The 23,700-nt window shown below is 72.5% G+C and carries 19 protein-coding genes; 13 read left to right on the top strand and 6 right to left on the bottom strand.

The window, feature by feature from the left end; translation table 11 throughout:
• Positions 1-36: 36 nt before the first annotated feature.
• Together ACYF6T_RS19815 and ACYF6T_RS19810 are read right to left on the bottom strand one after the other, a co-directional pair.
• Positions 37-1,263, bottom strand: coding sequence for an MFS transporter (locus ACYF6T_RS19815; RefSeq protein WP_461698112.1), 1,227 nt, complete (start codon positions 1,261-1,263; stop codon positions 37-39).
• Between the two features lie 21 nt (positions 1,264-1,284).
• On the bottom strand, positions 1,285-3,024 hold the full coding sequence (locus tag ACYF6T_RS19810; protein WP_461698111.1) for an AfsR/SARP family transcriptional regulator: 1,740 nt from the start codon (positions 3,022-3,024) through the stop codon (positions 1,285-1,287).
• A 447-nt stretch (positions 3,025-3,471) separates the two neighbouring features.
• On the opposite strand from ACYF6T_RS19810, the gene ACYF6T_RS19805 reads away from it, so the two are divergent.
• Together ACYF6T_RS19805 and ACYF6T_RS19800 are read left to right on the top strand one after the other, a co-directional pair.
• Positions 3,472-4,005, top strand: coding sequence for a flavin reductase family protein (locus ACYF6T_RS19805; RefSeq protein WP_461698110.1), 534 nt, complete (start codon positions 3,472-3,474; stop codon positions 4,003-4,005).
• A gap of 93 nt (positions 4,006-4,098) precedes the next feature.
• Complete coding sequence (locus ACYF6T_RS19800; protein ID WP_461698109.1) at positions 4,099-5,286, top strand: phytanoyl-CoA dioxygenase family protein; 1,188 nt, start codon at positions 4,099-4,101, stop codon at positions 5,284-5,286.
• Between the two features lie 51 nt (positions 5,287-5,337).
• Here ACYF6T_RS19800 and ACYF6T_RS19795 read toward each other — a convergent pair whose 3' ends face one another.
• Positions 5,338-5,994, bottom strand: a complete 657-nt coding sequence (locus tag ACYF6T_RS19795; RefSeq protein WP_461698108.1) for an NUDIX domain-containing protein — start codon at positions 5,992-5,994, stop codon at positions 5,338-5,340.
• A gap of 161 nt (positions 5,995-6,155) precedes the next feature.
• Between ACYF6T_RS19795 and ACYF6T_RS19790 the strand changes: the two genes are divergently transcribed.
• The 8 genes from ACYF6T_RS19790 to ACYF6T_RS19755 are packed head-to-tail and all read left to right on the top strand — an operon-like array spanning position 6,156 to position 14,190.
• Complete coding sequence (locus ACYF6T_RS19790) at positions 6,156-6,503, top strand: hypothetical protein (protein ID WP_461698107.1); 348 nt, start codon at positions 6,156-6,158, stop codon at positions 6,501-6,503.
• Positions 6,504-6,507: 4 nt separating this feature from the next.
• A complete protein-coding gene (locus tag ACYF6T_RS19785) occupies positions 6,508-7,746 on the top strand; it encodes a sedoheptulose 7-phosphate cyclase (protein WP_461698106.1) in 1,239 nt (412 codons plus the stop codon).
• 1 nt (position 7,747) lies between these two features.
• On the top strand, positions 7,748-8,866 hold the full coding sequence (locus ACYF6T_RS19780) for a sugar phosphate nucleotidyltransferase (RefSeq protein WP_461698105.1): 1,119 nt from the start codon (positions 7,748-7,750) through the stop codon (positions 8,864-8,866).
• Positions 8,863-9,927 (top strand): ROK family protein, encoded by a 1,065-nt coding sequence (locus tag ACYF6T_RS19775; protein WP_461698104.1) that lies wholly within the window; start codon positions 8,863-8,865, stop codon positions 9,925-9,927. Before ACYF6T_RS19780 ends, ACYF6T_RS19775 begins: the two co-directional genes overlap by 4 nt.
• Positions 9,924-10,847, top strand: coding sequence for an SDR family oxidoreductase (locus tag ACYF6T_RS19770; protein WP_461698103.1), 924 nt, complete (start codon positions 9,924-9,926; stop codon positions 10,845-10,847). The genes ACYF6T_RS19775 and ACYF6T_RS19770 overlap by 4 nt, the downstream gene beginning before the upstream one ends.
• Positions 10,844-11,950 (top strand): VOC family protein, encoded by a 1,107-nt coding sequence (locus ACYF6T_RS19765; protein ID WP_461698102.1) that lies wholly within the window; start codon positions 10,844-10,846, stop codon positions 11,948-11,950. Before ACYF6T_RS19770 ends, ACYF6T_RS19765 begins: the two co-directional genes overlap by 4 nt.
• 31 nt (positions 11,951-11,981) lie before the next feature.
• The gene (locus ACYF6T_RS19760; protein WP_461698101.1) at positions 11,982-13,229 is read left to right on the top strand and encodes a glycosyltransferase family 2 protein; all 1,248 of its coding nucleotides are present in this window, start codon (positions 11,982-11,984) and stop codon (positions 13,227-13,229) included.
• A complete protein-coding gene (locus tag ACYF6T_RS19755) occupies positions 13,219-14,190 on the top strand; it encodes an isopenicillin N synthase family dioxygenase (RefSeq protein ID WP_461698100.1) in 972 nt (323 codons plus the stop codon). Before ACYF6T_RS19760 ends, ACYF6T_RS19755 begins: the two co-directional genes overlap by 11 nt.
• 35 nt (positions 14,191-14,225) lie before the next feature.
• Here the strand turns inward: ACYF6T_RS19755 and ACYF6T_RS19750 are convergent, their stop codons facing one another.
• The 3 genes from ACYF6T_RS19750 to ACYF6T_RS19740 form a co-directional block, all read right to left on the bottom strand.
• Complete coding sequence (locus tag ACYF6T_RS19750) at positions 14,226-16,142, bottom strand: glycosyltransferase (RefSeq protein ID WP_461698099.1); 1,917 nt, start codon at positions 16,140-16,142, stop codon at positions 14,226-14,228.
• A gap of 83 nt (positions 16,143-16,225) precedes the next feature.
• Positions 16,226-17,506 carry an MFS transporter gene (locus ACYF6T_RS19745; protein WP_461698098.1) on the bottom strand — a complete coding sequence of 427 codons (1,281 nt, stop codon included), beginning with the start codon at positions 17,504-17,506 and terminating at the stop codon, positions 16,226-16,228.
• A gap of 472 nt (positions 17,507-17,978) precedes the next feature.
• Positions 17,979-18,911: a LysR family transcriptional regulator gene (locus ACYF6T_RS19740; protein ID WP_461698097.1), complete on the bottom strand. Its 933-nt coding sequence runs from the start codon at positions 18,909-18,911 to the stop codon at positions 17,979-17,981.
• A gap of 117 nt (positions 18,912-19,028) precedes the next feature.
• On the opposite strand from ACYF6T_RS19740, the gene mdlC reads away from it, so the two are divergent.
• The 3 genes from mdlC (at position 19,029) to ACYF6T_RS19725 (ending at position 23,524) form a co-directional block, all read left to right on the top strand.
• Positions 19,029-20,609, top strand: a complete 1,581-nt coding sequence (mdlC, locus tag ACYF6T_RS19735) for a benzoylformate decarboxylase (RefSeq protein WP_461698096.1) — start codon at positions 19,029-19,031, stop codon at positions 20,607-20,609.
• Positions 20,610-20,722: 113 nt separating this feature from the next.
• Complete coding sequence (locus tag ACYF6T_RS19730) at positions 20,723-22,177, top strand: benzaldehyde dehydrogenase (protein WP_461698095.1); 1,455 nt, start codon at positions 20,723-20,725, stop codon at positions 22,175-22,177.
• Positions 22,178-22,240: 63 nt separating this feature from the next.
• Positions 22,241-23,524 carry an MFS transporter gene (locus tag ACYF6T_RS19725; protein WP_461698094.1) on the top strand — a complete coding sequence of 428 codons (1,284 nt, stop codon included), beginning with the start codon at positions 22,241-22,243 and terminating at the stop codon, positions 23,522-23,524.
• The last annotated feature ends 176 nt before the right edge of the window (positions 23,525-23,700 follow it).

Below are 23,700 nucleotides of genomic sequence, written 5' to 3'. Positions count from 1 at the left end.
GGACGCCGGGGCCGGGTCGCGGCCCCGGCAGGAACGTCAGTCGTCCTCCCCCGCCCGCGCGGAGTCCTCACCGTCCGCGGCCCACCTCGACAGCAGCGCCACACACAGCGTCGACAGCACCAGGGTGGCCAGGGCGATCCGCAGGTCCGTCAGGTCGGCCAGCGCGCCGATCGCCGGGGCGGCCAGCAGAAAGCCCGGCCACTGTCCCATGACGACGACGGAGACGCCCTCGCCGGCCGTCAGCCCGGGCTGCTTGCCCGCCAGCCCGAACACGGTGGGCAGCACGCACACCACGCCCAGGCCGAGGACGACGAAGCCGGCCAGCGCTGCCACCGGCTGCGCCCAGGCGACGACGATCACCGCGCCCAGCGCGGCCGTCAGCGACGACAGCTGGAGGAACGTGCGGTGGCCCAGCCGGTCGACGGCCCGGTCACCCACCATCCGCGCCGTGGCGGTGGCCACCGCGAAGCCGGTGTACGTCGCGGCGGCCAGGGCCCCGCCCGCGTGCAGGAAGTCGGCGGCGTACAGAGCGCTCCACTGGTTGGTGCTGCCCTCGACGAACGACATCAGGAAGGCGATCGAGCCCAGCAGGAGCAGCCGGGGTGTGAACCGGTGCCGCATCCGGTCCCGCAACGGGCCCTTGCGCCGGGGCAGTTCGGCGTCGTCGGGCAGCCAGCGACCCCACACCAGCAGCAGCGCGCCGAGTACTCCACTGCTGACGGCGAGCTGGGCACCGGGCGTCACGTCCGCCGACGCGGCGGCCGTGCCCAGCACCCCGCCGCCCAGCACGCCGAAGGAGAAGCAGGCGTGGAAGGTCGACAGCAGGGGCCGCCCGTAACGGCGCTCGACCTCGACGGCCTGGGCGTTCATCGGCGTGGACAGGAGGTTCGCGGCGAACCCCCAGGTGGCCAGCCCCGCCATGAGGGCGACCGGCGTGGTGGCCGAGGCCATCAGCGGGGCGTTGGCCAGCACCAGGGCCGCGCCGACCAGACTCAGGCGGCGTACGCTCACCCGCCCGATCAGGGCGGCCACCACTCCCAGGGACACCACGTCTCCGGCGGTCGAGGCGGTGTTGGCCAGCCCCCAGGCGGCGTCGTCCAGTCCCACCGAGTGCCGTACCTCGGGGATGCGGGACGACCAGCTCCCCATCGTCGTTCCCATGATCACGAACACCAGGCAGACCGACAGCCGTGCCCGTACAACGCCCCTGGGGACCGACGCGACCAGGGTGTCGTTCGCCGGTCCGGTACCGGAAGAGTTCATGGGTCAGGGTTCCTCGGTCACTCACGGACAAGGTCGGCGGCCGTCGGGAGCGGGCGTGGCCGCCGGCACCCGAGAGGCCTTGGCGAACGCGCGGTAGAGGCCGGGAATGCGGTGTTCCGCCGGCCGTTCGGCGACCGGGATCAGGAAGTGGTACTGCGTCAGCTCGTCCAGGACGCTCTCGGCCACCGGCTCCGGCAGCCCCAGCTCGTCCTGCAGCGAACCCGCCGTGACGGTCACCGCGTCGGCGCTGCCCAGTCGGCGGAAGACCTCCCGCGTCCTCGGGGCCAGCGCGCGGAAACTCTCCGCGAGCCGCTGCGGCACGGACAGATCGCCCACCACCAGTTCGTTCAGCCGGGTCTGTTCGTCGGCCAGCGAGCGAGCCATCGCCGACAGCGACGACGTCGGCCGGGCGGCCAGCCGCGCCCCGGCGATACGCAGGGCCAGGGGCAGCCCCTCACACGCCTTCGCGACCCGGGCGGTCTCCTGGGGCTCGGCGGCCGCGCGCGCCTCCCCGACCAGGGTGACCAGGAGCTGGGCGGAGGCGGCGCGGGTCAGGGGCGGCAGGGACAGGTGCAGGTCGGCGTCGAGGTCGACCAGTGAAGGACGGCTGGTGACCAGCACCAGGCAGCGGCCGACCCCGGGCAGCAGGGGGCGGATCTGGGCGGTGTCGGCGACGTCGTCGAGGACGAGGAGAGTCCGCCGCTCGGCGATCATCGACCGGTAGAGCGCCTCTTGTTCGTACTGCCCCGGGGGGATGGCCGACGGGGGCAGCCCCAGGGCACCGAGCAGTTCCGTGATCACGTCGCCGGCGGACCGGGGCCTGTCGCCCGTTCCCTCGAGAGTGGCGAAGAGCTGGGCTTGGGGAAAGCGGTGGCGCAGGCGGTAGGCGGCGGCGAGGGCCGTGGCCGTCTTGCCGATTCCCGGCGGACCGGAGAGGGCGACGACGGCGGCGTCGGGCCGGCCGTGGTCGGTGCCGAACAGCTCGGCGACGGAGTCCAGTCGGCTCAGCACGTCGTCGCGTCCGACGAGGATCGGCGGGCGGGGCGGCAGATCACAGGACGCGCCCTCGAAGGCCCGTACCACCGGCGGCCGCTCCGGTGCGCCGGCCGGGGCGGGCGGCACGGCGGCGCCGGGTGCCTCGCCGCGGAGGATGGCGGCCTGCAGCCGCTGGAGCTCGGCGCCCGGTTCGACGGCGATCTCCTCCACCAGGATCTGGCGGGCCTGCCGGTAGGCGGCCAAAGCCTCGGCGGTGCGGCCGACCCCGCACAGCGCGATCATCAGCTGCGCCCAGGACCGCTCGCACAGCGGACGCTCCGCCGTCATGTCCCACAACTCGGAGACGGCCTGCGCGTGCCGGCCCAGGGCCAGTTGGGAGTCGATCCGGGCGGAGGCGACGGACCAGCGCTCCTCCTCCAGCACGGTCAGCTTCGCCGCGAGCGACTGCCCCAGTTCCAGCCCTTCCACCGGACGCCCCCGCCACATCCGCAGGGCACCCGTGAAGCACTCCTCGGCGGTGCGGTGGTCACCGCACCGGGCCGCGCGGTTGCCGGCGTCGGCGAGGGACCGAAAGCGCAGCAGGTCGAGTTCGTCGGTGTCCACGGTCAGCCGGTAGCCCTCGGAGTGGCTGCTCAGTCTGCCTTCTCTGCCATCGGCCCGCTGCAACTGACGGCGTAGTTCGTAGACGTAGGTGCGGATGTTGGCCAGGGCGGAACTCGGGGGTTCGTCGGGCCAGATGGCCCCGGTCAGTCCGCCGACCGACACGGCTCGGTTCGGATTGACGAGCAACGCGGCGAGAAGGGCGCCTCTGCGCCTCCCTCGCACGGGTAAGTGCGCGTTCGCGGACTCTGCTTCGAGCGGGCCTAAAACGCCGAATTTCATACGGGCGTTCTCCTATGAGCAGCTGCAGACAACGACGTGGTGCTCAGGCGGCAGAACATGGCTTGGTGATCGCCTTGCGACCGCACCCGTAGGGGACATTTTCCCGATTTCCCCTCGCTGCGCACAAGGCAACTCACTGTGTGCCCATGATCCTCTGCTCGAAACCGTGTTGTTTCACTGTTCACCGAAGCCGCCACAAAGGCCGTCGATGTACGCGGTATGTATGCGGCGTGTACGGCCCTGGAGCAGTCTCGCTCCGAGAGCGGTACCGGGCGCACCGCTTCGCCGGAGACTCCGGCGTCCCGCCTCCTCGACGAAGGCGATCTTCAGATGGCTGTCTCCCCCGAGTCCTTCACCCGTGCCATGAGCCGGGTGCCCGCTCCCGTCACGGTCGTCACGACCATCACACCGGATGGCCGTTCCTGGGGCTTCACCGCCAGTTCGTTCTGCTCCCTCTCCCTCCACCCACCGCTGGTCCTCATCTGCCTGGCCAGGGACGCCCACGCGCACGCCGCCTTCACCCTGACCGAGACGTTCCTGGTCAACGTGCTGGCCGCGGAGCACGCCTCGGTGGCGCTGCACTTCGCCGCGCACGACCGGCGCAAGGTGGCGACGAGCGGGTTCATCCCGAGCGAGAACGGTCTGCCGGGCCTACCGGAGGCGACCGCGCGTCTGGTGTGCAGCAAGCACAGCGTGCTGGACGGCGGCGACCACAGCATCATCGTCGGCCTGGTGGAAGGCACGCACGTCAGCGACCGGATTCCGCTGTCCTACTGCGACCGCGGCTTCACCCGTCCCGCGCCCCTGCCCCGCCTGCCCTCGGCCGGCAAGGCGTCCGGAACGCGGGTCTCGCGCACGCCGTGACCATCCCGTCCGCACCGTCCGTGCGGGCCCGTCAGCCAGCCCAGCCGCCCGCCAGGACGGCGCGGGAACACCCACTCACGAATGAGGATCACCATGACTCTCCTGGATACGAGGCCGCCGGTCTGGCTCAGTGCGGCCGACTGCCGGATCGAGGACTTCCGCGCATGCGTCGAGCAGACCACCGACCCCGGTCTGTGCCCCACGGCCGACACCATCGAGCGGAACATCCCCCTCTACGACGCCCGGCGGCTGGAGACCCTCGCCGCCACGGCGCAGGGCCGCCGCGAGCTCCAGGCGGAGTTGAACCGCGTGCTGTCGACGGGTCCGGGTGTGGCCGTGTTCAAGCGCGCCTTCGCCGATCTGTCGGTCGTCGACCGGGCCACCGAGGTCTTCACGGCGTTGATCGAGGAGGAACGTGCCACGGGCACCGCACGCGGGGACCACTACGCCAAGCCCGGCGCCAACGACCGGGTGTGGAACGCGGTGGAGAAACTGGCCCGCCGGGCACCCGAGGTGTTCGCCGACTACTACGCCAACGACATCGTCGCGCTGGTCTGCGCCGCCTGGCTCGGTCCCGGGTACCAGGTCACCTCCCAGGTCAACGTGGTCAATCCCGGCGCCGCCGCGCAGCGCGTGCACCGCGACTACCACTTCGGGTTCCTCTCCGACGAACGCGCCGCCGCCTTCCCCCGCCACACCCATCTGATGGCGCCGGCGCTGACCTTGCAGGGCGCGGTCGCGCACTGCGACATGCCGGTGGAGAGCGGGCCGACGCTGTACCTGCCGCACTCCCACACGTACGAGCCGGGCTATCTGGCCTGGCGGCGGCCGGAGTTCGGTGCCTACTTCGAGGAGCACCACGTGCAGTTGCCGCTGGACAAGGGGGACGTGGTCTTCTTCAATCCGGCGCTCTTCCACGCGGCCGGGCACAACCGCACCACCACCGTGCGGCGCATGGGCAATCTGCTGCAGGTCTCCTCCCCCTTCGGGCGGGCGATGGAGAGCGTGGACCGCGAGTCCATGGTGAACGCGGTCTTCCCGGTGCTGTGCCGGCGCAAGGCGGAGGGGGCGGGCGAACAGTGGCTGCGCAATGTCGTCGACAGCTGCGCCGAGGGCTATTCGTTCCCCACCGACCTCGATCTGGACGCCCCGGTCGGCGGCCTGGCACCGCCCACGCCGGCCGAGACCGTGTGGCAGGCGCTGCAGGAGGGCCGGTCCCCGCGGGAACTGGCGGCACAGCTGCGCGCGGGGGCGCTGCGCCGGGGCGGCGGCGGACGATGAGGGCCCGGGTGCCGGCCGGATGAGGCGTCCAGCGGTGCGTTCCCGGCGGGCTCATCCACGCCCGGCGGCGCGACGGTCGCCGCGCGGTCGGCGCTGCAGGAGCGCGAGGGCCGCCAGCGACGGCGCGTCCACGAACCTGCCGTCCGCCACCATGCCGTCCAGGGTTGCGGCGTCCACCCAGCACTGCACCATGTCGGCCTCGGTGGCCTCCCGGCACGGCTCGCCGCGGGTCAGGCCCTCGGCGAGGAAGACCTGACAGCGTTGCGAGGAGTACCCGTGAGCCACGTGCATGCGGCCCAGCCAGGTGAGGGAGTCGGCCACCAGCCCGGTCTCCTCCCGCAGTTCGGCCCGGGCGAGGGCCACCGCGTCCTCCGACGGGCCCCCGGCGTCCGCGGCGCGGCCCGCGGCCGAGGGCTTCACCGGCTCGGGCCACGAGCCCTGGGGGAACTCCCAGAACCGGCCGCCCACCGGATAGCGGTACTGCTCCACCAGGTGGAACCCGTCCCGTTCACGGGGCACGATCAGCACGAAGTCGGCCTTTTCCACCACCCCGTACACGCCGTCCGAGCCGTCAGGGCGGCGCAGCCTGTCCTCGCGGACCGTCATCCACGGGTTGCGGTAGGCGCGTCGGGAGCCCAGGACTTCGGGGGCACCGGCCGCGATGTCGGCGCAGCCACCCGGACCGAGGGGTTCGTACTCATCGTGCACTTTCGCCACCTCCGGCTTCGACTTTCGATGTCGCCATTCGACGCACGAAACATGGAGATTCCGAGGACAACGCGGAAAGGCGCGCCGGTACCGCTCCTGACTCTTCACTCACGTTCCGATCGTGCACAGTTCGCGGGACCGTCATCCACCAAAGAGGCGAAGTGGCGAGATTCCTCCTGCTGGTCCACACCCGTCCCCTGCCGGGACGGGAGGACGAATACCACCGTTGGTACGACGATTTTCATCTTGACGAGGTACTGCGCGTCCCCGGATTCATCACCGCCGAACGGTGCGCCCCGCCCAGCGGCGAGGATGCCGAGTTCGCCGGGGACGGCACCCACCTCGCCCTGTTCACCGTCGAGTCGGACGACTTCGCGGCGACCCTCGCGACGTTCCGCGAGGCCCAGCGGTCCATGGCGCAGCCGCCCTGTCTGGATCCGGAGAGCGTCTCGCTCACCTGGTGGCGCTCAGTCCGGCACCAGAATGCCCTGGGGAAACGAGAGGCGTGACGACATGACAGCCCAGCCCGAATCCGCAGTGCAGACGATGCTGCCCGGCCCTGCGGCCCCCGCCGCGCACCAGTGGCGGGTGAGCACGAGCAAGGAAGTCACCTACGAGGTACGCCTGAGCCCGGGCCTCCTCCATCCGGACAACCCGGCCCTGGCCACGGCGGGCCTCCCCGCAACGACCCGGCCCGGCCGCCGGCTGGTCGTCGTCGACGCCACCGTGCACACCCTGTACGGCACGCGCATCCGCGAGTACTTCGAGCAGCAGGGAATCGAGTACGGGCTGTGCGTCATCGACGCCCACGAGTCCGTCAAGAGCATGGAGACCGTCTTCGAGATCGTCTCCTCCATGGACGCCTTCGGTGTCTCCCGCCGCCGCGAACCCGTCATCGCCATCGGGGGCGGCGTCCTGACCGACCTGGCCGGCCTCGCCGCCAGCCTCTACCGCCGCTCCACCCCCTACATCCGGGTCCCCACCACCCTGATCTGCATGGTCGACGCCGCCATCGGAGCCAAGACCGGCGTCAACTTCCGCGAGCACAAGAACCGGCTGGGCACCTACCACCCCTCCGCCGTCACCCTCATCGACCGGGAGTTCCTCGCCACCCTCAGCACCCGCCACGTGCGCAACGGCCTGGCCGAGATCCTCAAGATGGCCATGGTGAAGGATCCCGGGCTGTTCGAGCACCTGGCGGCCCACGGCCCACGTCTGGCCAGGCACCGGATGCGGGCCGGTGCCGGGCCGGACGGCGACGACGTCGCCACCGAGGTGATGCGGCTGGCCATCCACGGCATGCTCCAGGAGCTGGAGCCCAACCTCTGGGAGCACGACCTGCGGCGCCTGGTCGACTTCGGCCACTCCTTCTCGCCCGCGATCGAGATGAAGGCCCTGCCCGAACTGCTGCACGGCGAAGCCGTCTGCATCGACATGGCGCTCAGCTCCGTCCTCGCCCACCGGCGCGGGCTGCTCGACGAGAGCGAACTGCACCGCGTCCTCGGCCTCATGACCGGCCTCGGCCTGCCCACCTGGCATCCGGTGTGCACCACGGAGCTGATCTCGCGCGGCCTGGGCGACACCGTGCGCCACCGCGACGGCCAGCAACTGCTGACCCTGCCCGACGGCATCGGACACGTCCGCTTCGTCAACGACGTCACCCGCGACGAACTGGACGCCGCGCTGCGGGCGCTGCGCGGCATCGGCGCGGCATCGGTGCCCGTGGCCGTGCCGGCGGGCCGGGAGGTCTGACATGGACGGCGTACGCGCGGTGCTCCTGGCCGGCGGGGAAGGCCGCCGCATGGGCCCCCTCGGCCACGGCCGGCTCAAGCCCCTGGTGCCCTTCGGCGGCACCAGCCGGCTCATCGACTTCAGCCTCGCCAACACCCGTGACTCCGGCTTTCGCGAGGTGCTGCTGCTGTCCCAGTACGAAGAACGCCGCCTCATGGACGACCTGCACACGGTGTGGAACCGCACCAGCCACGGCTTCCGGGTGCACTTCGGGCCGTACGACGCCGCCTACCGCACGGCCACCGGACCGCTCCCGCCCACCCTGCCCAAGCGGACCTGGCCGGGCGAGCGCGGCACCGCCGACGCCCTGATCCGCAAGGCGCCCCACGTCTTCGGCCCGGACACCTCCGAGGTGATGGTGCTCCACGCCGACCACGTCTACCGGTTCGACTACGGCGACATGATCCGCCGGCACCGCGCCGACGGCGCCGCCCTGACCGTCTCCTACCAGCGCATCGAACGACGCTGGGTGCACCTGTTCGGCATGGTCGACTTCGACGCCCACGGCAACCTGACGGACTTCGTGGAAAAACCCCCACACCCCACCAGCGACCTGGTCTTCGCCGCGTTCTGCGTCTTCGACGCCACCGTCCTGCACCGCTACCTCGAACGCCTCGACGGCACGGACTGGCAGCACGACATCAGCCGCGACGTGATCCCCGCGATGCTGGCCGGCGGCGAACGCATCCGGGGCTACGAGGTCACCGGCTACTGGGAGGACATCGGCACGGTCGAGCGCTACCACCGCGCCCACCGGGGCCTGCTCACCGACCCGCCCACCCTCGCCCTGGCCGACCTGCCGCGCACCGTCGACCCCGGCGTCCCCCGCCGCCGCGTCACCCACGCCGACGGCATACACCGCAGCATCGTCGCCGCCGACCTGGTCAACGAAGGTCTGGTCGAAGACAGCGTGGTCTATCCCGGCGTGCGCATCGCAGCCGGCGCCCGGGTCAGCGACTGCGTCCTGCTGCCCGGCACCCGCATACCCCCCGGCACCGAACTCCGCGCCGCCATCGTGCTGGAGGACGGCACCGTCCAGCCCGGTGAGCTTGCACCCGCCACCGGAGGTGTCGCCCCATGACCACAGCGCCCCCGAGCGCGGGCGGCCCGCGCGTCTCGGTCGTCGCCGACCTCGGCGGCACCACACTGCGCCTGGGCCGCGTCGTCGGCGACGTCCTGGACGCCGCCTCCGTGCGCCGCATCCCCACCGAGGGCCTCGACCGGCACCGCACGCTGCCCCCACAGGCCCTCCAGGCCAAGGTCGTCGAACAACTCGCCGCGGAACTGCAGGACTACCTGCGCTCCCCGCACGGTGCCGGCGCGGACGCCGTCGGCGTCTCCTTCGCGGGCCCCCTCAGCAAGGACGGCACCGTCCTCGCCGGTCCCACACTGTGGGGCGGCGCCGCGGCCCCCCTGCCGATCACCGACATCCTCACGGCCCGGCTCCCCGTCCCCGTCCTCGTCGCCAACGACATCACCGCCGCGGCCTGGCGCTACGCCGCCACCGAGACCGACCCCTTCTGCCTCATCACCGTCAGCTCCGGCATCGGGCACAAGGTCTTCCGGCACGGCGAAGTCCTCGTCGACGAGGCCGGCCACGGCGGGGAGATCGGCCACTGGCGTGTCGACCCGCGTCCGGACGCCCTGCCCTGTGAGTGCGGCGGCCGAGGCCACCTCGGCGCCCTCTCCTCCGGCCGGGCGATGCTGCTCGCCGCCCGCGCCGCGGCCACCGCCGACCCGGCCGGCTTCGCCAAGTCCACGCTCGCCGCGCCCGCCGGGCACCGCCCCGACGGCATCACCAACCACGCGCTCGCCCGCGCCGTCCGCGCGGGCGACCCGTTCGCCACCGCCGTGCTCAGCGACTGCCTGCTCCCCCTCGCCCAGGCCGTCAACTGCCTGTTCACCGCGATCGGCATCCGCCGCTACCTGTTCATCGGCGGATTCGCCCTGGCCGTCGGCTCCCCCTTCATCCGCCTCCTCGGCGACCAACTGACCCGCCTGGGCTGTTTCGGCCTGGGCGAACGGCAGATCCGCGGCATGCTCGCGCTGGGCGCCGCCGACGACGACCACAGCCTGCTCGGCATCGCCCGGATGATCGACCACACCCTGCCGGCACCGGCCGACACCGGAGGCCGCCGGTGAAGACCCTCGTCATCGGCAGCGGCTTCGTCGGCCGCGCCATCGCCCGCCATCTGCTCGCCCAGGACCACGACGCCGTACTGGCCTCCCGCACCCCGCCCTTCGCCGACGGCGCCCCCGTGACACCCCCCTGGATTCCCGTGGACGTCGTCGCACCCGGCGCCTTCGCCGAGGCCCTGCACCGCACCGCGGCCGACAGCGTGGTCCTGGTGCACGGCCCCTCCGACGTCACCTGGTGCGAGAGCCACCCCGCGGAGGCCATGGCCGGTCACGCCGGCGCGGCACGCCTGGTCGCCGAGGCGGCCGCTGACCGCCGTGTCGTGTTCATCTCCACCGACAACGTCTTCGACGGCACTGCCGAAACCTGCTACGAGTCCACCCCCACCCACCCCGCCAACGCCTACGGACGCGCCAAACGCGCGGCCGAGGACATCGTCTCCGTCCTGCCCGGCGCCGTCCTGCTGCGGGTCAGCCTCGTCTACGGCTGGGAGGCCGCCGACACCCCCAAGTGGCTGAACTTCTTCGCTTCCTGCGTGCACCGCCTCCAGGCAGGCGAGACCGTGGCCGCCCCCTACGACCAGTGGACCACCCCCGTCCTGATCGACGACGTCGCCGAGACCACCCGCGCCCTGCTCGCCGCCGACGACGCCCCGCGGCTGCTGCACCTGGGCGGCCCACACCGCATCTCGCGCGCCGACTGGGCGGCCGGGATCGCCGCCTGCCTCGGGCTGCCGCGCCACCGTGTCGTCGCCGAGCCCCGCGCCCGCGGCCGCTACGCCCACCGCCCCGCGTCCACCTGCCTGTCCAGCGAGCGATTCGCCCTCCACCCGGCCACCGCGGCCCTGCGCCCCCGCCCGGTCCGGGAGGCCACCCGTCTGCTGCTGGACCGGCACCTGCCCCCCACGGTGAGGAACACCGCATGACGACCGACGCCGACCCGCGCACCCTCCGTCCGGCGCCCGGCGTGCCCACCGCCCGCCGGATCGACCACTTCGCCCTCACCGTGCCCAGCCTGGACACCGCCGTCCGCTACGCCGTCGACGCGCTGGGCGGGGAACTCGTCTACCGTCTGCCCCCGCTCGCCCGCGACGACGGCTGGATGCGCGAGCACCTCGACGTGCATCCCCGGGCGCGCGCCGACATCGCCCTGGTGCGCCTGGGCCCCACCACCAACCTGGAACTGTTCGAGTACACCGCCCCCGACCACGTCGCCCGGCCGCCCCGCCCGCACGACCCCGGCACCCTGCACTTCGCGCTGTACGCCGACGACGTCGACGCGGCCCTGACCGAGCTGCGCTCCCGCGGCCACGGCCGAACCCTCGGCCCCATCCGCACCGTCGCCGCGTCCGGCGTTCGCTGGGTCCGCCTCCGCACCCCCCTCGGTGTCCCTGTCGAACTGCGGTCCGCACCGCCGGACGCCCCCGCCGCCGGACGTCATGTCCCCGCGGGCCCCTGGAGCAACCGGGACGACGGCACCGCCACGCCCGGCGCCCTGCCCACCGTCCGAGGACTGGACCACCTCGCCTACGGCGTGCCCGACCTGGACGCGGCGGAGGACTTCTTCGTCCGGGTGCTGGGCGCCGAGCCTCTGGGCCGCACGGTCCACGACCTCGCCGACCCCGCTCTCGCCGCCGCCCTCGGCGTGCCGCCCGGCGGCGTCCTGCACCGCTCGGTGCTGCGCGCCGGCCCCACCGACAACGTCGTACTGGACTGCTACCGGGGCACACCCGGCGCCCGCGCCCGCCACCCCCGCAACAGCGACGTCGGCGGCAACCACCTCGCGCTGTACGTCGACGACGTCGACGCCGCCGCGGACCACCTCGCCGCAGTACCGGGCTGTGTGGTGCTCGGCGCTCCCGAGACCATCGCCGAGGGTCCGCTGACCGGCGACCGCTGGGTGTACGTGCGCACCTCCCTCGGCCTGTACGTCGAGCTGGTCCGCATGCCCGACGGCGAACTCCCCTACGAGCGCGGCACCGCGGCCCGGCGCCGCGCCGCCCACGGCCTGTGGTGGCGGGACCGGTGACCGCACCCGGCCGTACGACGGAAGGACGACCGTGCACACGCTGATCCCCACTGATCTCCAGACCCTGGCCTCGGCCGTCGTCACCACGCTCGCCGTGGACGCCGATCCCCAGGCCCGGGAGGCGAGCATCTTCTACTGGGAACGCGGCCGGGACCACCGCCGGGCCGTGGTGGAGGCGGCCGGGCGGACGGGGGACGAGGCCGTCGGCCGGCTCGTCGCCGACCTGCGGCAGCGGCCCGCCGACCCGACGCCGCACCACGCCCTGATCCGGCAGCTCGTCAAAACCGCGGAACAGGGCACTTCCCCCGCCCTTGCCGCCCTGTTCGAACGGGGCTGGCAGGCCGAGGCCAACTCCCGCCTCGGATACCACCTGGGCCGCGCCTACACCGCGGCCGCCCCGGACCTCCTTACCCACGAGGACCTGCGCGCCCGTCCGCCCGGTCCCCGGCTGCGGGACGACGACCGACCCGAGGTCCTGGTGGTGGTCCCGTTCCGCGACCGCGGCCCCGGCCGGCGCCTGCGCAACCTGCTGGCCTGCCTGCAGGCGCTGCGCGACCAGTCCGCGCCGCGCGACCTGTACCACGTCGTGGTCGTCGAGACCGACGACACGCCACGGTGGCGCGAGGCCCTGTCGGCGTACACCGACCACTACCAATTCGCCTGTAAACCGGGCACGTTCAACAAGTCCTGGGCGGTCAACGTCGGCGTCGTCAACGCACCGGGCCGCGCCGACATCGTGTGCATCCTGGACGCCGACGCCCTCGTCGACCGGGACTTCGTCGCCCGCAACACCGCCCGCTTCCAGCGTCCGGGGGTGATGGGGCACCTCAGCTACCGGGACATGTGGTGCCTGGACGAGACGTCGACCCGCAGGGCCATCGACCAGCGGCTGGGGCAGCAAGCCGGCCAGGTCGATCCCGAGACTCTGCGCGCCTTCGTGCTGCGCCGGCCGCCGGGCTGCTGCGTCTGGGTCCGCAGCAGTGCCTTCCACCGCATCGGCGGCATGGACGAGCGCTTCGAGGGCTGGGGCGGCGAGGACAACGACTTCGCCTACCGCATGGACATCCATTCCGCGTTCGACCACTACCACGATCCGCTGCTGCACATGTACCACCCGTCCTCCGCGGTGCTGCGCGCGGACGGCGAACTGGTCAACGCCCATATACCGGCGCTGAGCTGGGGGCCTTCCGCGGCACTCATCGGTGACGTCCACCGGTTCGAGCAGGCGACCCCGACCGGCAACCCGCACGAACGAAGGGCAGACACCCATGTCTCGTGACATCCCCGTTCTGGACCTGACCGAGTGGCGCACGGCCGACGCCGGCCGGCGAAGGGCGATCGCGGGCGAGCTGGACGCGTCCCTGCGCACGACCGGCCTGTTCCTGCTGCGCGGCCACGGTGTGCCGCCGGAGCTGACCGCCCGGATGCGCACCGAGGGCCGCGCCTTCTTCGCGCTGCCCGCCGAGACCAAACGGCGCTACGCCGTCGCCCGCCCCTACGACAACGGCTGGCGGGGCCTGGGCGCGCTCGACGTGGGCGCGGTGGACGGCATGGCCGGCACCCACGACCTGCACGAGGCGTACCACGTGGGCCCCGACCACCGCACCGGCGACGCCGCCTTCGACGCCGCCTACTACCCGCCCAACAAGTGGCCCGAGGAGCAGCCCGCGCTGCGGGCGACCGCGCTGGAGTACACCGGGCACATGACCCGGGTCGCGCTCGAGGTGCTGGAGGTCCTCGCCAGGGTCCTGGAGCTTCCCGAGGACTTCTTCACCGGCAGGTCACAGCGCGCCACCTGGACCCAGAACGTCAACTGGTATCCCTCCTTGCGGGCCGTCGGCGGCGTCCGGGAGGGCCAGATGCGGGTCGGGCCGCACACGGACTTCGGCACCCTGAGCCTGCTCGACCGCCAGCAGGGCGTCGGCGGCCTGGAGGTCTGGAACGAGGCGGAGGGCTGGTTCAAGCCGCCGTTCGAGGCCGGGACCCTGGTGGTCAACCTCGGGGATCTGATGAACCTGTGGACGGACGGCCGCTGGCGCTCGCTGCGGCACCGTGTCCTCGCGCCCAGCGAGAGCGCCCCGGACGAGGAACTCGTCTCACTGGTCTGCTTCTTCGAGACCGACCCCGACACCGAGGTGGTGCCCCTGGCCGCCCCGATCGGCGGCGGGCGGGGCATGAGCGCCGTGGTGGCCGGCGAGTCCATCCTGGAGAAGGTCGGCGCCACCGTCACCCTCGGCTGAGGGCCGCGCCCGGCGGGCACACCCCTCGGCGGGCGTCACGTCACCGGCAGTTCCGACCACGCCGTGCGCCCGTCCGCGCCGGTCACCAGGACGACCAGGACGGCGTCCTCGGGCATCGGGACGCGCCCGGTGAAGGTGTCACCCTCCCGGTCCAGCTCGATCACGTCGGGGTCCGGCCGGGGCGGCACGATCTCCACGCGCAGCGCGTCCCGCCCGGTCCAGCGCACCCGTACCCCGTCGTCCTCCCGGACGGCCCGGCCGTCGCCCGCCTCGAACGGTTTCGCACGGCCGGTCCCGGTCCGCAGCGCGTCGCGCACCGAGGGCACCGCGTCGGCGGGACGGGTACCGGCCCGGCAGGCCTCGAACACGGCCAGGAACCGCCGCGCCACCGCCTGCCAGGTGAAACCGCGCGCCACCGCCACCGAGCGGGCGCGCAGCGTCGCCATCCGGTCGGGCTCCTCGTGCCACACCCGCAGCATCCGCTCCAGGCCGGCCCGGACCGCCTCGGTCAGCAGAGGGTCGTCCACCCGGAACGAACGCGGCAGGGCCAGTCCGGTGGCGCCCGGCGCGTCGAGGTCGACGGCGTGCCCGAAGTGCCGCATGCCGCGCTGGGCGGTGGCCACCGGAACCGCTCCGGCGGCCATCGCCTCGCCCATCGCCATCAGGAAGGTGTCCATCTCGAACTTGGAGGGGAACACGCAGAAGTCGCTGGAGACCGCCCAGTCCTTGATGGCGGCGTTGCTCATCGGGCCGGTGTCGACGCGTACCAGGTCGCCGTGGTCCCGGGCGAGGGCGGCGAGGTCCTCGTCGTCCGGCGGCTGCGGCGCCAGGCAGTGCAGCAGCACGTTGCAGCGCCGGCCTTCGTCGAGCAGCGCTCGGATGCCCCGGAACAGTTCCCGCTGGCCCTTGTGCTGCACCGAGTAGCGGGCGTTGTGGAACAGCGTGGGCAGCGCCGGATCCAAGTCGAGCCCGGTCAGCGTCCGTTCGCGGACCTCGTCGTCCCGGCGCACGTCCAGCCATTCGTCACCGATCGCGCATCCGCCGACCACGAGCAGATCCTCCCGGGCGCGCAGTTCGCGGCGGACGGTGAGCCGCTGGAACAGTTCCTCGAAGGGCGTCTCCGCCTGGGTCAGGGCGTGCTCCAGCTGCCCCTCGGACAGGAAGTCCATGGCGGCCACCGACCGCGCCACCAGGCCCAGCATGGTGATGTAGTCGTGTCCTTCGCGCTCCGGGTACTCCCGGTGGAGCAGAGTGCGCGGCAGGAAGCCCCGCATGGCCCGCTCCATCCGCGAGTCCAGCGGAGGGTCCGCCAGCCCATGGGCGACCGAGGGGTCCGCGCCCATGTGCTCCAGCACGGCCCGCACCTGGGGCCCGTACACCTTGGTGTTGACGGCCAGGTTGGTCTGCACGGTGGAGACCACGTGGAAGCCGTGCCCGGCGAGCAGTCCGGGCAGCAGGTAGTGGTGGATCGGCTCGTGCAGGTGGATCACCGTGCCCTCGGGGACCTGCTCGCGCAGGTAGCGCGCGGCCATGACCTGGAACACCAGGGGCTTGAGGAAGTCCAGGCTGCGGCCCGCGAGTTCGCGCGGCGGGTGGAAGCTGTCGGGGAAGGCGTCCAGCACCCCGCCGCCGAGCAGGACGATGTCGACGCCGTCCACGGTGAGACGGTGGGCCCGGGCGGTGACGTCGAGGGTGACCGTGGGCGGGAACCTGGGCCATTCGAGGGGGTCGAGCGGGACCGGTATCCGTTCACGGGCCTCCCAGCCGAGGTCGGTGACCTCGTGCTGCTTCGCGATGACCGGCAGCAGACCGTGGGCGGCGGTCAACGCCCCCGTCCGGTGTCCCGCGTCGCGGAACTGCCGGACGAGGTTCCACAGGTAGACGGATGTGCCGGCCTTGACGAGGTGGTCGTCGAAGCCGCTGAACTCCACGTGGCATTCGATGATGCGCAAGGGTCTTCCCTGTTCGGTCGTGTGCGCGGGGGCGCGGGCGGACGGGCACGTCGCTCCTGGTGACGCCGGAGGAAGGCGGCCGTTCAGTCGCCCGTGCCGGGGCGGGAGGTGGAAGGGGCTCCGGGGCGGTCACCGGACGGCGGTGGGGCAAGGGACGCGGAGGCGTCGTCCGGCGTACGGTCCTCGCGCGGGCGCAGCGCGGAGGCACCGAGGGCCACGCACAGCACCAGCAGCGCGGGCACCCCCAGGGCCGTGGGCAGACCGGTCATCGTGCTCACCGAGCCGACCACGATGGGCCCGACCAGGAAGCCGGTGTAGCCGAGGCTGACCACCAGCGACAGTGCCGCACCGGCCCGCGCCGGGTCGCGCCGGCCGGCCGCCGAGTACACCTGCGGGGCGATGCAGGCCATGCCCGCGCCCAGGCAGGCGAAGCCGGCGATCCCGGCGACCGGGTGCCCGATCAGCAGGGCCGCGAGCATGCCCACGGACGCCAGCACGCCGCTCGCGCGCACCAGCCGGACGGGGCCGAACCGGGCCACCAGCCGGTCGCCGAGCAGGCGGCCCGCCGTCATCGCCACCGAGAACGCGGCGAACGCGACGGCCGCGGTGCCGGCCGAGCTGCCGAGGCTCTCGTGCATGTACACCGCGCTCCAGTCGGCCGCTGTGCCCTCTCCGACCAGCGCGCACATGGCGAGCACGCCGAGGAAGACCAGGTCGAGGGAGACGACGGAGCCCTTGGCGCGCTCCTTCGTGTGACCGGCGCCGACGGGGTCGGGCCGCTCCGGCCGGGTCTCGGGCAGTGCCCACAGCGCGGCCCACCCGGCGAGCACCAGCACGACCAGGCCCACGGTGACGAAGGTGGCGCCGGGGCCCACGCCCTGACGGGCGAGGAAGCCACCGGCCGCGGCGCCGAGGAAGCCGCCGATGCTGTACACGGCGTGGAAGGACGACATGATCGGCCGCCCGTAGGCTTCCTGTACCTGCACGGCGTTGGCGTTCATGGCGATGTTCAGGGTGCCGTGGGTCAGGCCGAACAGGAACAGGGCGGCGACCAGCCCGGCGAGCGAGCCCACGTAGGCGGGCGGGACCAGCAGGACGCCCTCCAGCAGGGCGGTCGGCACCATCACCAGGGTGCTGCCGAAGCGGTCCGCGAGCCGGCCCAGGAGCAGCATGCCGACGATCGCTCCCACCGCGAACGCCAGCAGCGCCAGGCTCAGCAGGCCGTCGCTGAGGTCGATGTGGGCCTTCACCGCGGGGATGCGGCTGGTCCATGTGCCCAGCGCGGTGCCGAACAGCAGGAACAGCAACGACGTCGCGGTGCGGCCCCTCACGAGGGTGCGGCGGTCGTGCGGTTCGGCTTTCACGTCATGCCTCCTGATTCGGCGGATCGCAGGCGTTTCGCCTCCGAATTACGGACATCGCCGACCGGGCCGTCCCAGCAGTCAACGGCAGCCTTCAGACCCGAGTCAAGGTGGCTTCCGGCTCGCATATCCGAAGGGCGGGAGCCCTGCAAGAGATTGGGTCCGGCCATGTTTGAGCCGGTGATCGCCGTAATTGTTCACTCTGCGTTGGAAGCGCTCTCAACGCGGGGTCACACAGCGTGATTTCGAGCCGTCGACAGCAGGCAACAACCCCTTTGGCGGGGTCCCCGCACCGAGGTGCGTTCACGTCGGGTGGTCCATGCAATTGGCGTGAACTTTCCGCTGAGCACTCCTCAAGCCGATCGTTTGATTTCCCGTGGGCGCGGAGAAACCACACACCGCCCGCAATTACGGCCTGCTGACCGGCAGGTATTCGCTCCTCGTTACCGGGCATTCCACCACCGCCAGAAGGAAGTCAGCCGGCGCTGGGCGGCAGTTGGGCCGGGCTGACCAACTCCCCCAGGACCTCCGCCATGAACTGGACCAGCCATCGCTGGGACGGACTGCGGGAGGCCTCGTGCCGGGCATAGAGCGCCACCTCGATCTGCTCCGTCTCGAACGGGAGCCTCACCAGGCGAAGGCGGTGGGAGGCGGTGAACACCTCGCCGACGTACTCGGGGACGATCGCGATGAGGTCGGTGTGTTCCAGCAGGTAGGGCAGCATCGAAAAGCGCGTGGCGTCCACCGCGACCCGCTCCAGCAGGCCGTGGGTGGCAAGGATCGACCGGGGCACGACGTGGCCGTGAGGGCCGTACACCGTGGCGTGGTGTTCGGCCGCGAGGTCCGCCAACGTGACGGACGCGCCGCGGATGCGGGGGTGGTCGGCGGCGACCATACCAACGTAGCGCTCGTGGAAGAGCGGGATACGGACGGTGCGGTGGGAGGTGAGGACCGGGGTGGCGACGAAGGCGTCCAGTTCACCGCGGCGCAACTGGCTCTCGGCGGCGTCCACGTCCAGCGGGCGGACGGTGAAGGACACATCGGGAGCCCGCTCGCGGGCCGCCGCCACCAGCCGGGGCAGCAGGGTGGCCTCGCCCAGGTCGGAGAGGGCGACCGTGAAGCGGCCGGACATGGTCGCCGGATCGAAGTCGTCCTCCTGCCGGATCACCGCGTCCATGCCGGCCAGCGCCCGCTGCAACGGCTCGTAGAGGCGCTGGGCGCCGGCCGTCGGGGTCAGGCCACGGCCGGTGCGCCGGAAGAGCTCGTCGTCGAAGTGCCGGCGCAGTTTGGCCAGGCTGTGGCTCACCGTGGGCTGGGTGACGTGCAGCGTTTCGGCCGTCGCCGTGACACTGCCCGTCTCGTAGAGCAGCACGAAGACCCGGGCGAGATTGAGATCGAAGCTGCTCACAACCGACAGCATATCGATGGCCTCTATATCGTGGCGCGCCAACATTTATTGGTGCGCAGGTCGGGCGCTGCCTAGCGTGGCCCGCGTCACTGCGACGTCGCAGCGAAAGGAACGTCTGTGCCATCCGTGCGTCGTGTCTGCCATGAGTTCCTGCAGCGCCATGAGCTGACCACCGTCTTCGGCAACCCCGGCTCCAACGAGCTGCCCTTCCTCGCCGACCTGCCGGAGGGCTTCCGCTACGTCCTGGGGCTGCACGAGGGCGCCGTGGTGGGCATGGCCGACGGCTACGCGCAGGCCACGGGCCGTCCGGTGCTCGTCAACCTGCACGCCGCCTCCGGCTCCGGCAACGCGATGGGCGCGCTCACCAACGCCGTCGCCTCCCGCACGCCGCTGGTCGTCGTGGCCGGCCAGCAGGTACGGCCGGCCATCGGACCGGAGGCCAACCTCGCCAACGTCGACGCCCCCGCGCTGATGAAGCCGCTCGTCGGCTGGGCCGCGGAGCCGGCCTGCGCCCAGGACGTGCCCCGGGCCCTCGCCCAGGCCGTGTTCGAGGCACGGCTCCAGCGCCGGCCGACCTACCTCTCCGTCCCCTACGACGACTGGGCGGCCGACGCGGGCGAGAACGCGTCGGCCGTGCTGGACCGGCAGGTGCAGCGCGCCGGTGTGCCCGCATCGGAACAGGGGCGCCGGCTGGCCGAGGCGGTCACCGCCGCACGCAGGCCCGCACTCGTGCTGGGCGGGGACATCGACTCCGCCGGGCTCTTCGACGACGCGGTGCGGCTGGCCGAGCGGCTCGGCGGTCCGGTGTGGGCGGCACCGTCGCAGTTCCGGCTGCCCTTCCCCAACCGCCACCCGCAGTTCCAGGGGGTGCTGCCGGCCGGGATCGAACCCGTCTCGCGGGCCTTCGAGGGCCATGACCTCGTACTGGTCCTCGGGGCTCCGGTCTTCCGCTACCACGAGTACCTGCCCGGCCGGTACCTGCCCGAGGGCACCCGGCTGATCCAGGTCACGGAGGACGCCTCCGCCGCCGCCCGCGCGCCGATGGGCGAGGCGCTGGTCGCCGACCCCGCCTCGGTCATCGACCTGCTGTGCAAGGCGCTCGACGCGCCGCGGGAGTCCACGGGCGCGTACCGGCCCGTCCCGGCACCGGCCACCGGCCAGGGGCCGCGGCTGCACCCGGAGGAGGTCTTCGCCTCCCTCAGGGACGAACTCCCCGGCGACACGGCGTACGTGGTGGAGTCGACCTCGACGAACTCCTCGTGGTGGCGCCAGATGGACCTGCGCCGGCCCGGCTCCTACTACTTCCCGGCAGCGGGCGGACTCGGCTTCGGTCTGCCCGGCGCCGTCGGGGTCGCCATGGCCCACCCCGACCGGCCGGTCGTCGGCGTGATCGGCGACGGCTCCGCGAACTACGGCATCACCGCCCTGTGGACGGCCGCCCGGCAACGCCTCCCGCTGACCGTGGTGCTGCTGCGCAACGGAACCTACGGCGCGCTGCGCTGGTTCAGCGGCCTGCTGGGCGTGCCGGACGCGCCCGGCATGGACATCCCCGGCCTGGACTTCACCCGCATCGCCGAGGGCTACGGGGTGTCCGCCCAGCACGTCGAGAGCGTGGACGAACTGCGGGCGGTGCTGTCCCGGCAGCCGGACGGGCCCCGCCTGGTCCAGGTCGACACGGTGCTCACCACGCCGTCCTGACCACGGCCCCACCGCGCCCCCCGACACCACGGCAGCACACGGCTGCTCCACCCCTCGACCGCACGACTCCTCCCCGCAGAACGCATCACCCTCGGGTGACGGAAGGAAGACCGATGACACTCCTGGACAGCGCCGTCTGGAGCAAGAAGTTCCTCAGCGACGGCTGGCAGGACGCCACCCGCGAACACCCGGTCACCGAACCGGCGACCGGCGCGCAGCTGGGCACCGTGGGCCTGGCCACGCCCGAGGACGTGCGCCGCGCCGCCGCCCGGGCCGCCCAGGCGCAGCGCACCTGGGCGGCCACGCCTCCGCAGCACCGGGCGGCCGTACTGCGCCGCGCGGGCGAGCTGTTCACCGAGTACGCCGCCGAGATCGAGGACTGGCTGGTCCGCGAGGCGGGCTCGGTGCGGTCCAAGGCGGCGTTCGAGGTGCAGCTGGCGATCGGCGAGTGCTTCGAGTGCGCGGCACTGCCCACGCACCCTCAAGGAGAGGTGCTGACGTCCGAGGAGGCCCGCTGGTCCTTCGCCCGGCGCCGCCCCGCCGGCGTCGTCAGCGTGATCGCCCCCTTCAACTTCCCGCTCCTTCTCGGCCTGCGCTCGGTGGCGCCCGCGCTGGCACTGGGCAACGCGGTGCTGCTCAAGCCCGATCCGCGGACCGCGGTCGGCGGCGGCGTGGTCACCGCCCGCGTCTTCGAGGAGGCCGGGCTGCCCTCCGGACTGCTGCACCTGCTGCCGGGCGACGGCTCGGTCGGCCAGGCCGTCGTCGAGGCACCCGAGGTGCGCGTCATCTCCTTCACCGGCTCCACTCCGGTCGGCCGCGCGATCGGCGAGCAGGCCGGCCGGCTGCTTAAGCGCGCCCACCTCGAACTGGGCGGCAACAACGCCCTGGTGGTGCTGCCCGGCGCGGACGTGCAGAAGGCGGCCTCCGCCGGCGCGTTCGGGTCGTATCTGCACCAGGGACAGATCTGCATGACGACCGGCCGCCACATCGTGCACGAGTCGCTGCTCGACGCCTACAGCGCCGCGCTGGCCGCCAAGGCACGCGCGCTGCCCGTCGGCGACCCCGCCCGCGAGGACGTGGCGCTCGGCCCGATCATCGACCGGCGGCAGCTGGAGCGGATCCACGGCATCGTCACCGACAGCGTCGCGGCGGGCGCGACGCTGGCCGCGGGCGGCGAGATCGTCGGCGCCGGATACCCCGCCACCGTCCTGACCGGCCTCACCACCGAGATGCCGGCATGGCGCGAGGAGATCTTCGGCCCCGTCGCACCCGTGATCGGCTTCTCCAGCCTCGACGAGGCCGCGCGGATCGTCAACGACTGCGAGTACGGCCTGTCCGTCGGCATCCTCGGCGACGTCGGCACGGCGATGAGGCTCGCCGACCGGATCGACTCCGGCAAGGTCCACATCAACGAGCAGACCGTCAGCGACGAGCCCAACGCCCCCTTCGGCGGCGTCAAGGCCTCCGGCACCGGCTCCCGGTTCGGCGGAGCCGCCGCCAACGTCGAGGCCTTCACCGAGACCCAGTGGGTCACCGTCCGCCCGGACATCGCCGACTACCCGTTCTGATCCGCGCTCGCGGTCCCCGTCCCCACTCCGTCCCCCGTAGCCGCTGCAGAGGGAACGCACACCATGACACCCATCACCCCGCCGAACACCACCGGCGCCGCCTCGCAGACAAGCACCCAGGACCTCAACGTCTGGACCGTGGTCCTGTGCTGGATCACCGTCATGCTGGAGGGGTACGACCTCGTCGTCCTCGGCGCCATCATCCCCACGCTGCTCAAGACCCACCACCTGGGCATGACGGCCGCGGACGCCACCACCGTCGCCACGCTGTCCCTCGTCGGCGTCGCCATCGGCGCCATCCTGGTCGGCCCGCTCGCCGACCGGTTCGGACGGCGCCTGCTGCTCATCGGCTCGGTGGTGGAGTTCTCCGTCCTCACCCTCCTGGTGCCCCTGGCCACGTCCGTCGGAATGTTCGCCGCACTCAGGCTCGTGGCCGGTATCGGTCTCGGGGCCTGCATGCCGGCGTCACTGACGATGATGGCCGAGCACATGCCCGCCGCACGGCGGGCGCGGGCCAGCACGCTGACCATGACCGGCTACCACACCGGTGCCGTGATCACGTCACTGCTGGCGCTGAAAGTCACCGACAACTGGCAGGTCCTCTTCTACGTCCTCGGCGTCGCCGGACTCGTCATCGCGGCCGTCCAGTGGTTCCGCCTGCCGGAGTCGGAGGCGTTCGTGCGCGCCAAGAAGGCACCCGCGGCCCAGCGCGTTCCGTTCACCGAACTCCTCAAGCCGGCCTACCTCCGCGCCGGCATCGGCATCTGGGTCGCCTCCTTCATGGGCCTGCTCCTGGTCTACGGCCTCAACACCTGGCTGCCCAAACTCATGAACGACGCCGGCTACCCCGTGCCCACGGCCGTCACGCAGCTGCTGATCCTCAACGTCGGCGGTGTCGCCGGTCTGGTGCTGGGCGGCTTCGTCGCCGACCGGCGCGGCATCAAGCTCACCACGCTCGGCTGGTTCGCCGTCTCGGTGGCCATGCTGGCCTGCCTCAGCATCAAGATGCACAGCGACCTGCTGCTGGACACCGTCGTCTTCCTCACCGGCGTGTTCGTCTTCTCGGCCCAGGTGCTGGTCTACGCCTACGTGACCAACTTCTACCCGGCCACCGTGCGCGGCACCGCCCTCGGCTCGGCCTCCGGCATCGGCCGCATCGGCTCCATCGTCGGCCCGTCGATCACCGGCGCTCTCGTGGCGGCCGGCATCGGCCACCCCTGGGGCTTCTACTTCTTCGCCGCGGTGGCGGTCGCCGGCTTCCTGGCCGTACTCACCCTGCCCGGCCGGGCCGCGGCACCACACGCGCAGGCCACCACGACCACGGAGGCCGCCCAGCCCGCCGTCTGACGCGGCGCTCGGCTGCGGCACGGGGCCGGAGGGGGCCCGTGCCGCAGCCGAGCACCCTCCGGCCGGAGGGTTGCGGTCACAGATCGCGGACCCGTCTGGCGACCCGGCAAAGGCCGGTATGTGACGCAGAGATCGTCACCCGAGTGCATCGAGTGAAGCTGCCATGGGCATCCATC

The sequence above is a fragment of the Streptomyces sp. 7R007 genome, from assembly GCF_054850255.1.
The sequence above is the reverse complement of the archived record's forward strand: the minus strand, read 5'-3'. Positions and strand labels throughout refer to the sequence as shown.

Excerpts from the sequence above, each read along its gene's own strand:
- ACYF6T_RS19805 (WP_461698110.1), top strand. The coding sequence starts at position 3,472 with ATGGCTGTCTCCCCCGAGTCCTTCACCCGTGCCATGAGCCGGGTGCCC.
- ACYF6T_RS19785 (WP_461698106.1), top strand. The coding sequence starts at position 6,508 with ATGACAGCCCAGCCCGAATCCGCAGTGCAGACGATGCTGCCCGGCCCT.
- ACYF6T_RS19780 (WP_461698105.1), top strand. The coding sequence starts at position 7,748 with ATGGACGGCGTACGCGCGGTGCTCCTGGCCGGCGGGGAAGGCCGCCGC.
- ACYF6T_RS19800 (WP_461698109.1), top strand. The coding sequence starts at position 4,099 with ATGACTCTCCTGGATACGAGGCCGCCGGTCTGGCTCAGTGCGGCCGAC.
- ACYF6T_RS19755 (WP_461698100.1), top strand. The coding sequence starts at position 13,219 with ATGTCTCGTGACATCCCCGTTCTGGACCTGACCGAGTGGCGCACGGCC.
- ACYF6T_RS19775 (WP_461698104.1), top strand. The coding sequence starts at position 8,863 with ATGACCACAGCGCCCCCGAGCGCGGGCGGCCCGCGCGTCTCGGTCGTC.
- ACYF6T_RS19730 (WP_461698095.1), top strand. The coding sequence starts at position 20,723 with ATGACACTCCTGGACAGCGCCGTCTGGAGCAAGAAGTTCCTCAGCGAC.
- ACYF6T_RS19725 (WP_461698094.1), top strand. The coding sequence starts at position 22,241 with ATGACACCCATCACCCCGCCGAACACCACCGGCGCCGCCTCGCAGACA.
- ACYF6T_RS19765 (WP_461698102.1), top strand. The coding sequence starts at position 10,844 with ATGACGACCGACGCCGACCCGCGCACCCTCCGTCCGGCGCCCGGCGTG.
- ACYF6T_RS19815 (WP_461698112.1), bottom strand. The coding sequence starts at position 1,263 with ATGAACTCTTCCGGTACCGGACCGGCGAACGACACCCTGGTCGCGTCG.